This is a genomic window from Streptomyces sp. NPDC060209 (genome assembly GCF_042728155.1).
In the GTDB taxonomy this organism is placed as follows: Bacteria; Actinomycetota; Actinomycetes; order Streptomycetales; family Streptomycetaceae; genus Streptomyces.
In genome coordinates this window covers 1-10,433 of sequence record NZ_JBHWZS010000308.1, presented here as the reverse complement: position 1 = coordinate 10,433, position 10,433 = coordinate 1, and the positions used below count along the sequence as shown (strand labels likewise).

Annotated in this window: 9 protein-coding genes; 4 read left to right on the top strand and 5 right to left on the bottom strand. The window is 71.0% G+C overall.

Annotation, left to right across the window (positions count from 1 at the left end; translation table 11 throughout):
- Positions 1-171 precede the first annotated feature (171 nt).
- Positions 172-756, top strand: coding sequence for an isochorismatase family protein (locus tag ACFWFI_RS35930; protein ID WP_387398732.1), 585 nt, complete (start codon positions 172-174; stop codon positions 754-756).
- A 16-nt stretch (positions 757-772) separates the two neighbouring features.
- Here the strand turns inward: ACFWFI_RS35930 and ACFWFI_RS35925 are convergent, their stop codons facing one another.
- On the bottom strand, positions 773-1,117 hold the full coding sequence (locus tag ACFWFI_RS35925) for a hypothetical protein (RefSeq protein ID WP_387398730.1): 345 nt from the start codon (positions 1,115-1,117) through the stop codon (positions 773-775).
- Positions 1,118-1,239: 122 nt separating this feature from the next.
- A complete protein-coding gene (locus tag ACFWFI_RS35920; RefSeq protein ID WP_387398728.1) occupies positions 1,240-3,639 on the bottom strand; it encodes an immune inhibitor A domain-containing protein in 2,400 nt (799 codons plus the stop codon).
- Positions 3,640-4,022: 383 nt separating this feature from the next.
- Between ACFWFI_RS35920 and ACFWFI_RS35915 the strand changes: the two genes are divergently transcribed.
- The gene (locus ACFWFI_RS35915; protein ID WP_387398726.1) at positions 4,023-4,313 is read left to right on the top strand and encodes a hypothetical protein; all 291 of its coding nucleotides are present in this window, start codon (positions 4,023-4,025) and stop codon (positions 4,311-4,313) included.
- Between the two features lie 11 nt (positions 4,314-4,324).
- On the opposite strand, the gene ACFWFI_RS35910 is transcribed toward ACFWFI_RS35915, so the two are convergent.
- Together ACFWFI_RS35910 and ACFWFI_RS35905 are read right to left on the bottom strand one after the other, a co-directional pair.
- The gene (locus ACFWFI_RS35910) at positions 4,325-4,981 is read right to left on the bottom strand and encodes an RDD family protein (RefSeq protein WP_387398724.1); all 657 of its coding nucleotides are present in this window, start codon (positions 4,979-4,981) and stop codon (positions 4,325-4,327) included.
- Between the two features lie 88 nt (positions 4,982-5,069).
- On the bottom strand, positions 5,070-6,581 hold the full coding sequence (locus tag ACFWFI_RS35905; RefSeq protein ID WP_387398722.1) for an RDD family protein: 1,512 nt from the start codon (positions 6,579-6,581) through the stop codon (positions 5,070-5,072).
- Between the two features lie 216 nt (positions 6,582-6,797).
- Here ACFWFI_RS35905 and ACFWFI_RS35900 point away from each other — a divergent pair, with 216 nt between their 5' ends.
- Positions 6,798-7,274, top strand: coding sequence for an SsgA family sporulation/cell division regulator (locus ACFWFI_RS35900; protein WP_387398720.1), 477 nt, complete (start codon positions 6,798-6,800; stop codon positions 7,272-7,274).
- Between the two features lie 17 nt (positions 7,275-7,291).
- Here ACFWFI_RS35900 and ACFWFI_RS35895 read toward each other — a convergent pair whose 3' ends face one another.
- Positions 7,292-8,659: an FAD-binding oxidoreductase gene (locus ACFWFI_RS35895; RefSeq protein WP_387398717.1), complete on the bottom strand. Its 1,368-nt coding sequence runs from the start codon at positions 8,657-8,659 to the stop codon at positions 7,292-7,294.
- Between the two features lie 97 nt (positions 8,660-8,756).
- Between ACFWFI_RS35895 and ACFWFI_RS35890 the strand changes: the two genes are divergently transcribed.
- A complete protein-coding gene (locus ACFWFI_RS35890) occupies positions 8,757-10,409 on the top strand; it encodes a tetratricopeptide repeat protein (protein WP_387398714.1) in 1,653 nt (550 codons plus the stop codon).
- Positions 10,410-10,433 lie beyond the last annotated feature (24 nt).

Below are 10,433 nucleotides of genomic sequence, written 5' to 3'. Positions count from 1 at the left end.
GGCCCGGGCCGGGCCCCTCGGAACCGGTCCTGCCGGATCAGGCGTGTCGTGGGGAAGGAGAGCCGACGTGTGTGCCCCCTCCCGCAGGGTGCGTCGAGTCTCTAGGCTCGGTGGCATCCCCACCGCACCGGTCCGCAGAACCCGCCGACCCCCCACCGAAGGACAACCGCCATGCATCGCGCCTTGATCGTCGTTGACGTTCAGAACGACTTCTGCGAGGGCGGCAGCCTCGCGGTGGCGGGCGGCGCCGATGTCGCCGCCGCCATCACCGACCTGATCGGCGAGGCCCAGCCCGGCTACAGACACGTCGTGGCCACCCGGGACCACCACATCGACCCCGGCGACCACTTCTCCTCGGCGCCCGACTTCGAGCACTCCTGGCCGCCGCACTGCGTCGCCGGCACGGAGGGCGTGGGCTTCCACCCCAATTTCGCCCCTGCCGTCGCCTCCGGCGCGATCGACACCGTCTTCGACAAGGGCGCGTACGCCGCGGCGTACAGCGGCTTCGAGGGCGTCGACGAGAACGGCACCGGGCTCGCCCAGTGGCTGCGGGACCGGTCCGTCACCGCTGTCGACGTCGTCGGCATCGCCACGGACCACTGCGTGCGGGCCACGGCCCTGGACGCAGCCCGCGAGGGCTTCACCACGCACGTGCTGCTGGACCTGACCGCCGGAGTCGCCGAGGGGACCACGGAGCGGGCCCTGGAGGAGCTGCGGACCGCCGGTGTGGAGCTGTCGGGCAAGCCCGTCGTCTGACCCCTTGCCGGCGCGCTCAGGCCGCCGGGCGGGCCGGCCCGGCGTATCCGGAGGATCCCAGCAGCGCCCGTATCGGGTGCCAGAGCTCCTGGCCGGTCTGGGGCGCCGTGCGCCAGAGCAGCCCGTCCGGGTGGTGCAGCACCGCCGTGATCTCGTCCGGGGTCGGCGGCTGGGCATTGCCCCTGAGGTAGACGGCACGCATCCCGAGATTGCGCAGCCTGGTCAGGGCGCGCGCCCGGTTCGCGGCGTGCACCAGCACCCGCACCTGCTCTCCGGGGCCGTGACCACCGGCCGGACCGTTCAGGGTCAGTGCCACCACCACAGTGCCGTTGGGCAACCTGCAGAAACCTCCGCCTGCCATGCTTCGCGCTCCCCCGTAAGACTTCGTGTCAATAAGGATTCGGTAGGACGCACCTAAACACGATCGGCCGCCGCCCGCTAGAGGGCGACGGCCGATCATGCTTTGACCTGCGACTTTTCCGGCTACTTGCCCGAGGGGCCGACCTTCACCGTGATCGTCGAGCCGCTGAGCGGCTCGTTCACGATGGAGATCCGGGTGTTGGTGTCAGAAACCTTGACACTCCCTGTCGGGTTTTCCTCGTACCAGTAGGTGCCCTTGCGGTCGTCGAAGACCGGGACGCCCAGCGACGGCTTGATCTTCAGCGCCACGTCCGCGTTGTGCAGCGTGAAGCCCTTGTTCGGGTACCAGCTGAACGGCGCGTCGAAGGGCTGGATCTTGTTGCGCAGGAGCGTGCCGTCCGTCCACTTCAGCGGCTTGGCGTGGGAGTCCACCGGCAGGATGAGGCCCTGGCCCCCGTGCTGCGAGGTGTTGTTGTCCTTCTGGGAGGTGTCCCAGAGCCACACCATCAGGCCGTTCTGGTAGGCGTAGTGCTCGACCCAGTCCGGACGGGTGGAGGAGAAGCCGAAGTTGTACGGGCCGACCTCGAGGGTCTTGTCGTACGAGACGTACTGGCGGTTCTCGGCGATGTAGTACTGCGGGTAGTCGTTGGTGAACGACTCGCCGATCCGCGAGAAGCCCTTGGCGGTCCAGCCGTTGTCGTCGCCCTCGGCGTCGTCCGCGAAGAGCGCGGCGCCGTCGGCGGTGACCGTGATGGCGTCGGCCGCGAAGCCCTTGCCGCCCGCTCCGCCGTCCGTCTGGTAGCGGAAGCGCAGGTCGATCTTCTTGCCGGCGTAGGCGTTCAGCGGGTACGAGAGCTTCTTGTACGCGCCGGAGACGTCCGTCAGGGCCGGCTTGTCGCTGGCGTCACGCGGGATGGCCTTGCCGTCGGCCGTGCCGTCGAGCGCGGTCCAGCTGGTGCCGCCGTTCTCCGAGACCTCGGTGTAGAGGTAGTCGTAGTCGGCCTCGATGTCGTACCAGCCGGACAGGTCCAGCGAGGCGGAGGACTTGCCGGTCAGGTCGACCGGGCGGGTCAGGGTGTTCGACAGGTCGTCGCCCATGTCGCTCCACCACTGCTTGGAGCCTTCCGCGGGCTTCGTGACCGTGGTGGTGACTTCCTTCTCGGGCAGCTCGACGACGAGCGCCTGCTTGTCCTTCGTGTTGTACTCCGCGACACCCAGCTTGTGCGTCGACTTCGTGGCGGCCTTGGCCGTGTCGTAGTCGAGCCAGCCGAGCTGGAGCTTGTCCCAGGCGGTCATGTCGCCGGGGAGGTTGCCTATCTGGCCGTCGCCGGTGCCGAGCCAGGAGCCCGCCGACATCAGGGACCAGAAGCCGACCGAGTTCTCGCCGCCGCCGGAGGTGTCGTACAGGTCCGGGAGACCGAGGTCGTGGCCGTACTCGTGGGCGAAGACACCCAGGCCGCCGTTCTCGGGCTGCGCGGTGTAGTCGCCGACCCAGATGCCCGTGTCGCCGATCTCGGCGCCACCGGCCTTGTTGCCCTCGGGGCCCGTCGCACCCGCGTTGGTGCCGTAGGCGTACCAGCGGTGCGCCCAGATGGCGTTGGTGCCCTCGGCGCCGCCACCCGCGGACTCGTCCTCGCCGGCGTGGACCAGCTGGAAGTGGTCGATGTAGCCGTCGGACTCGTTGAAGTCGCCGTCGCCGTCGAAGTCGTAACGGTCCCACTGGTCGTACTGCGCCAGGTCGGCCTTGATCTCGGCCTGCGTGCGGCCCTTCGCCTTCTGGTCGGCGACCCAGGCGTTGACGCCGTCACGGACGGTGTCCCAGACGTTGGCGCAGTTGGTCGAACCGCAGTAGTTCGAGCCGTAACGGGCCTCGTTGTAAGGGACCTTGACCCAGTCGGAGACCTCGCCGTCGACCGAGTAGCGCCCGGAGGACGTCTTCTCGTAGTACGTCTTGAGCGATTCCTTGCCCTTGCCCTGACCGAAGTAGAGGTCCTGGAAGTGGGCCTGGTTGTAATCGGCCTGCCAGGCGGTGCTGTTGTCCTTCGCCGGGTCGGGCTCGGCTATCTCGTTGTGCAGCGGACCGGGCGTGCCGCCGTACTTCTTGACCGGCGGCTTCGGTCCGTCGCCGTCGGGGTCGAACATCGTGGTGTCGTCGACCTGGTCGCCGAACTCCACGAGGATGGTGAAGATCTTGTCGGTCTTCTCGCGCCCGAGCTCGACGTACTTGCTCTTGCCGAGCTTGACGACCTTGGAGCCGTCCTTGGCGGTCACCTTCTTGTCGCCGGACAGGACCTGCTCCAGCGCGGCCTGGCGCTGGGCGTCCTGTTCCTTGCTGAAGGGGCCTTCCAGGTCGTGCTCGTGCGCCTTGACCGGCGCGGGGTCGCGCCGGTCGACGACGGAGGCGCCGGATTCCGGCGTCCTGTCGTCCGCCTGCGCCGTGGCGAAAGCGGATGCCGTCGCGGCGGTGGCGGCCAGGCAAACGGCTACGGCGGTGGCGCGTAGCGCCCGTCTCTGAGTGGTCACTTGATGCAGTCCTCCCCGGCGTTCGCGTCCGCGGCCAGGGGGTGGATACGGGGCCGCGCGCGTTCAACGCGTCACAAGTGACGACATTCGATCGGAGTTATGAGAGAAAAGACAGATCTTGACTTGCACATACCAAGTGCACTATGCGGGAGTCCTCTTCCGGTATCCGGACGTGCATCCCGGGGCTGGTCGGGCCGTCAACCGGCGCGCCGAAGGCTCCAGTCGGCAAGAGCGTGACTCAGTGCGCCCCCCGTGCACCGGTACCGTGGGTTAGGTCACGCTTACTACCGGTTCCTCACGGGCATCCACCGTCGTAGAGTCGATTGACAGTGCGAACGTGTTGAGAGACTTCCCTATCCGACACCCCGAGGACGGATACCGCCATGCCGCGTCCGACTGCCGCACAGTTCTCCTACGGTTCGGCCACCGTCGTCTTCTCCGCCCTCGCCATGCTGCTGCTGTTCCGCACGGAATCGGGCATCGGTGTCGCGGCGGTCTGCACCGCGGCGCTGGCGCTCGGCCTGCTGGTGGCCATGGCTCTGCCGGCCCGCACGAAGGCCGTCCGGAAGGCGACGGCGACGTCCACCGCCGCCCGCACGCACCGCACGATCGAGGACATCGAGATCGCCACCGCTCAGCGGGAGCGCGTCGGCGAGCACTCGCTGCACCGCTGAACGCCCGCCGCTCACTGGACGCTGACGACCACGGTCTTGCCCGCCTTGTCCTGCAGACCCTGCCGGTAGGGCTTGTCCGTGAACATCAGCACGATGTTGATGAGCCACCACAGGCACGGGCAGCACAGCAGCGCCGGGAGCCAGAGCACGACGGCCCGCATCAGCGAGGAGCTCGTATCGGGGACCGAGCCGTCGTTGAGCATCGCGACGCGCATCTTCAGCAGCCGCTTGCCCAGCGTCCGCCCGTCCTTGTGGGTGAAGTACGTGTCGTAGGCGACGTAGACCACCAGGCCGATCAGCGACCAGACCAGCTGATGGCCGTTATAGGCGTTGCCCACCGCGTTGCCGAAGTCGTCGTTGCCGCCGTCGTCCGAGACGTCGACCGCCCCGCCGAAGGGCAGCGAGATCAGGTACAGCGGGATCGAGATGATGAGGAAATCGATCAACCGCGCCAGGATCCGCTTGCCCGGTTCGGCGAGCGGCGGCATTCCGGCCAGCGGATCAGCACCACCGTGGGGACCACCGCCGCCGTACGGGTCGCGCGGCGGCGGGGGCGGAGGCGGACCGCTGTCGTAGGGCGAACCGCTCGGCGGGGGTGGAGGCCCCTGCGGCGGCCTCTTCGAGAAGGGGTCGTCGTCGGGCGGCGGAGGCGGTGGTTCGTTACTCATGGGGGCAGTGCACCCCGGCCCGCGAAGGCCCGCAACGGCTGGGGTCTCTTCGGGGGACGGGGCGTCAGCACACGGGCGTACGGGGCCGCTATGCCCCCGCGACGAAGGTGCGGGCCGCCTTGTCGTGCCAGCACTGGCGCCACGGGCGGTCGATCAGGCACCAGAGCACGTTGAACACTCCGACGACGGCCAGGCCCAGTACCCCGTACACCAGCCAGCGGCGCAGCGCGGCGCCGAGGCTCGGCGCGTCGTGGGACTCGATGTCCCGCACCTCGAGACCGCACAGCTTCTTGCCCAGCGTGCGACCCCACTTGGCGGTGGGCACGGCCTCCAGGAGGAAGCCGAGGACCAGGAACGCTGCGAGCACACCGCCGAACAGGGCGGCCGTGGTGGAGTCCAGGAGCCAGACGGTGACCGTCTCCCCGGACAGCTTCGCCGCGTCGATCTTCTGGTCGATGTGGTCCATCGCCCGGGTGACCAGCGGGAAGCCGATCGCACCGGCCGACGCGCCGAGAACGACCGTGTCGAGGAGCCGGGCGGCCAGCCGCTTGCCGAGCCCGGCGGGCCTGGCGGAGGCCTGGGACCGGGCGAGCTGCTGGAAGGGGTCGTCCACCGGGGGCTTCCAGGGCACGACGGGCTGCTGCTGCTCGGGCCTGACGCCCTGCTGCTGCGCGGGCATCGGGCTCTGCTGCTGGGGTCGGGGCTGCTGCGGGCGGGCCGTCTGCTCGGGCTGGGCGAGCTGGTGGACCTGCTGCGGCCAGGATGCGGATCCGCCGCCGGGGCCCGGTGTCAGAGGCGTGTTCAGCCCTGGCGCCTGTGCCTGCGGCGGGGTGGGCGACGGCGCGGGGGCGGCGGGCCGCGGGGTGCCGCCGGGCGGCACCGCGCGGATCGTCATCGTGCCGTCGGCGTTCGCGGGCCCCTCCTCGCGCGGACGCGGGGGGCGGCCGGCGGCGGGGCCCACCGCGCGGATCGTGACCGTGCCGTCGGTCGGCGGGCGGGCGCCGCTGCCGGGGCGGTCGGCGCGGATGGTGACGGTGCCGTCGGTCACCTCGTCGTTGCCGTCCCGCATGCCGGGCAGGGCACCGCGTGTCGGGTCCTGGGTGCCGGGCCGTCGGGGGTCGGCGGGCGCGCCGTCCGACGGGGCGGCAGCGGCGGGCGGCGTCCCGGGCTCGGGCGTGCGGGCCTCGGGTGTGCGTGGGTCCGGGCCGCCCCACGAGACGCGGTTGTCGCGATCACCGCCGAAGCCGGTCTGCCGGGAGGTGTCGGCCTGCCAGGCGGACGCCGGCCTGGGCCGGCCGGGGGCCACGTCGACCTCACCGGCGCCTGCCCCGCCGTCCCCGCCGGTCGCGACCGCCCCGTCGACCTCGTCGAGGTACATCGGCCCCGTCTCGTCCACCGGGGCGTGCCTTCCCGGTGCCTCGTCGGCCGCCGGGGCGGGCGGCGTCGCGGGAGTCGTCCCGGCCTGCTGGGGTGCGGGCCGGCTGGTGCCGGGGACCCACGAAGCGCCGTTCCAGTACCGGACGTATCCGGGAATGGACGGGTCGGGGTAGTACCCCTCGCGGGGGCTTTCGTCACCGGGTGCCGGGGTTGGGGCGCTCATCACCGTGGTCCCGTATCTCTTCGTGGCCTCAATACAAGGGTCCACATCTATCAGACCGCCGAGCACCCCCGGGCCTGTCCTGCCGTTTGGACCACTTTCAGGGTCCGGGGAAGTTTTCTGGGAAGTCGCGTCATAGACGTCCGGGAGGGCGCTCTCTCCTTGTGCGGACCGGTCACAGGACCGGCCCCTACGAGCATCGGAAGGTCGTGCACCCTCATGCAGAACGCCGTGGAACGCGAACTGGAAGTGAATCTGGTCCTGTCGCCCGAGCGGTCCGTCCCCGTGCCCGCCCGGCTTTCCTACTTCACCGACGACCCGTACGCCGTGCACATCACCTTCCACATCGGCTCCGAGTCGCCCGTGCACTGGACGTTCGCCCGTGAGCTGCTGGTGGAGGGGGTGTTCCGGCCGTGCGGGCACGGAGACGTGCGGATCTGGCCGACCAAGGTCGCGGACCAGGGCGTCATCTGTGTCGCCCTCACCTCACCGGACGGCAACGCCCTCCTGGAGGTGCCGTCGGCCGCCGTGGCCGCCTGGGTGGAGCGCACCCTGCGGGTGGTGCCCCCGGGGACCGAGAGCGCGCTGCTGGGACTGGACGGGGCCCTCGCCGAACTGCTCACCCCGCTGCCGGCCGACGACCTGTGGCTGAGCGATCCCTGGTCGCAGGACGAGGCGCAGGACGGCGAGGCCTGAGCGGTGGTGGGGGGCCGTCAGAACAGCTTGCCGGGGTTGAGCAGTCCGAGCGGGTCGAAGGCGGCCTTGATGCCCCGCTGCAACTCGACGCCCACCTCGCCCAGTTCGCGGGCGAGCCATTCCTTCTTCAGTACGCCGACCCCGTGTTCGCCGGTGATGGTGCCTCCCAGTTCGAGGCCCAGCGCCATGATCTCGTCGAAGGATTCCCGCGCCCTGCGGGACTCGTCGGGATCCGTGTGGTCGAAGCAGACGACGGGGTGGGTGTTGCCGTCGCCCGCGTGGGCGCAGACACCGATGGTCAGCCCGAACTTCTCGGCCACGGCAGCGGTCCCTTCGATCATCGCGCCCAGCTGGGAGCGCGGCACGCACACGTCGTCGATCATCGTGGCGGACTTGACGGTCTCCAGGGCGGGGAGGGACAGCCGGCGTGCCTGCAGCAGGAGTTCGGACTCCGCGGCGTCGTCGGCGGGCACAACCTCGGTGGCCCCGGACGCGACGCACAGTTCCCCGACGGCGGCGAGGTCGGCCGCCGGGTCGGGCGTGTCGAAGGCGCAGAGCAGGAGCGCCTCGGTGGTTTCCGGGAGGCCCATGGAGGCCATCGCGTTGACGGCACGCACGGTCGTACGGTCCATCAGTTCGAGGAGTGACGGGGTGTGCCCCCGCTCCATGATCCGGCACACCGCGTCGCAGGCCGCTGCCGCGGAGGGGAATTCGGCGGCGAGCACGAGCTGCTGCGGCGGCATGGGCCGCAGCGCGAGGATGGCCTTGACAACGATGCCGAGGCTGCCTTCCGAACCGACGAAGAGCCGGGTGAGGTCGTATCCGGCGACGCCTTTCGCGGTGCGCCGCCCGGTGTTCAGGAGCCGCCCGTCGGCCAGGACGACCTCCAGGCCCAGGACGTATTCGGCGGTGACGCCGTACTTCACGCAGCACAGTCCGCCGGACGCGGTGCCGATGTTGCCGCCGATCGTGCACATCTCCCAGCTCGACGGGTCCGGCGGGTAGTACAGCCCGTGCTCGTTGACGGCGCGGGAGAGCGTGGCGTTGACGACGCCCGGCTCGACGACCGCGATCCGGTCGACCGGGCTGATCTCCAGGATCCGGTCCATCTTCACCAGGGAGAGCACGATGCAGCCGTCGGAGGCGTTGGCCGCGCCGGACAGGCCGGTCCTCGCGCCCTGGGGCACGACCGGGATCCGCAGGGCGGTGGCGGTCCGCATGACGTGCTGGACCTCCTCGACCGTGCGCGGGAGCACTACGACGGCGGGGGCTCCGGCGTCGCAGAAGCTCGCCATGTCGTGGGCGTACGAGGCGGTGATGTCCGGGTCCGTGATCAGTGCCTCGGCCGGAAGACCCGCGCGCAGTTGTTCGAGAAGAGCGTCCATGATCCAAGCCTGACACCCGGGGCCAATGGTGTGAACCCGTCTGCGTCGGCCTTCGCAGAGCGCGATGTGATCTTCGTACTGACGCAGAGTGATGGTCATGGATGCCAAGCCGCAGCAGAACCCGGAGCCGCCCTCCTCCACCCTGCCGCCCCAGGGTGCGACGTCCGTCCCACCGCCTCCCGCGCCGATGCGCACGACGCTGCGCAGGGCGGCGTTCGGGGCGATGGCCGGAGCCGTGCTCGTGGCCGGTGCGGTGATCGCCGTACCGGACGGTGAGGTGGCCGCGCCACCCGCGCCGGGGCCCGTGGCACGGGCCGAGGCCGCGGCGGCGGTGGGCTCCCCCGCGTCCCTGTCCGACCTGACGGCCCTCATCGGCGACCGGCAGAAGTGGGTGGAGACGCACCCCGCGGACGCCCCGTCCTGGGCGGTCCTCGGCACGGCGTACGTGGAGTGGGGGCGGCGGTCCGCGGACGCGGCGTACTACACACGGGCCGAGCAGGCCCTCCAGCGTTCGCTGGCCGCACAGCCGGGTGAGCGTGGGAACGCGGAGGCATGGGTGGGTCTCGGGGCGCTGGCCAACGCCCGGAACGACTTCCTCGCCGCGAAGAAGTGGGGCGAGACGGTCCGCACGCGGCAGCCGAAGAACTGGACGGCGTACGCGGTGCTGATCGACGCGTACAACGGCCTCGGCGATTACGGGGCGGCCGCGAAGGCGACGGAGAAGTACGGCGTCCTGCGCAAGGGCGTCTCGGCCCTGGCCAGGACATCCGAGATGTACCGCAACCAGGGCTGGCGCGAGGACGCCCTGGCCACTGCCCAGGAGGCGGCGGACCGGGCCACCACCCCGGCCGAGAAGGCGGCGGCCCTGCACCGTCTCGGCGACCTCGCCGCGGAGCGCGGGGAACCGTCGGTGGCCCTCGCGCAGTACGAGGCGGCCCTGCGCACCGACCGGAGCCACCTCGTCTCCCTCGCGGGCCGGGCCCGCTCCCTGGTGGCCCTGGGCCGCACGGACGAGGCGCTGGCGGACTACCGGACCGTGACGACGAAGCTGCCCCGCCCCGAGTACGTGCTCGAACTGGGCGAGCTGTTCGAGTCGCTGGACCTGGACAGCGACGCCCGCACCCAGTACGAGAAGCTCCGCGACCTCCTGTCCCGGGCGAGAACGGCCGGGGTCGACGAGTCGCTGACCGAGGCCCGCTTCGAGGCCGACCACGGTGACCCGGAGGCGGCGGTGGAGCTGATGCGCACCGAGTGGGAGGCGCAGCGCCGCAGCTCGGCGGTCGCGGACACCCTGGCCTGGTCGCTGCACCGGGCGGGCCGGAGCGAGGAGGGCATGCAGTACGCGGACCAGGCGGTGGGTACCGGCGTACGGAACGCCTCGTACACCTACCACCTGGGGGTGATCGAGAGTTCCCTCGGCCAGGACGGCCCGGCCCGCGGTCATCTGGAGGAGGCCCTCCGCACGAACCCGGCCTTCTCGCCGCTGGCCGCTCCGCTCGCGCAGGAGGCCCTGGACGCCCTGGGTGATCCGGCGGCGGGCGGCCCGGCGCAGATGCAGCCGCCGGCCCCGGAGCCCTCCGACGAGCCTGAGCCCTCGCAGGAACCCTCGCCGGAACCCGGGACGGAGGCCTCGCCGGAGCCCTCGCGGGAACCGGAGAAGGAGACCCGGCGGGAACCCGAGCCGGAGCCCTCGGGGCCGGTGGCCCCGTCCCCGGGCACGAAGGACGGCGCCACCGCGGCGACCCCGTAGCGGCGTACGGAAGGGGCCCTCTCC

Excerpts from the sequence above, each read along its gene's own strand:
- ACFWFI_RS35930 (WP_387398732.1), top strand. The coding sequence starts at position 172 with ATGCATCGCGCCTTGATCGTCGTTGACGTTCAGAACGACTTCTGCGAG.
- ACFWFI_RS35925 (WP_387398730.1), bottom strand. The coding sequence starts at position 1,117 with ATGGCAGGCGGAGGTTTCTGCAGGTTGCCCAACGGCACTGTGGTGGTG.
- ACFWFI_RS35915 (WP_387398726.1), top strand. The coding sequence starts at position 4,023 with ATGCCGCGTCCGACTGCCGCACAGTTCTCCTACGGTTCGGCCACCGTC.
- ACFWFI_RS35910 (WP_387398724.1), bottom strand. The coding sequence starts at position 4,981 with ATGAGTAACGAACCACCGCCTCCGCCGCCCGACGACGACCCCTTCTCG.
- ACFWFI_RS35905 (WP_387398722.1), bottom strand. The coding sequence starts at position 6,581 with ATGAGCGCCCCAACCCCGGCACCCGGTGACGAAAGCCCCCGCGAGGGG.
- ACFWFI_RS35900 (WP_387398720.1), top strand. The coding sequence starts at position 6,798 with ATGCAGAACGCCGTGGAACGCGAACTGGAAGTGAATCTGGTCCTGTCG.
- ACFWFI_RS35895 (WP_387398717.1), bottom strand. The coding sequence starts at position 8,659 with ATGGACGCTCTTCTCGAACAACTGCGCGCGGGTCTTCCGGCCGAGGCA.
- ACFWFI_RS35890 (WP_387398714.1), top strand. The coding sequence starts at position 8,757 with ATGGATGCCAAGCCGCAGCAGAACCCGGAGCCGCCCTCCTCCACCCTG.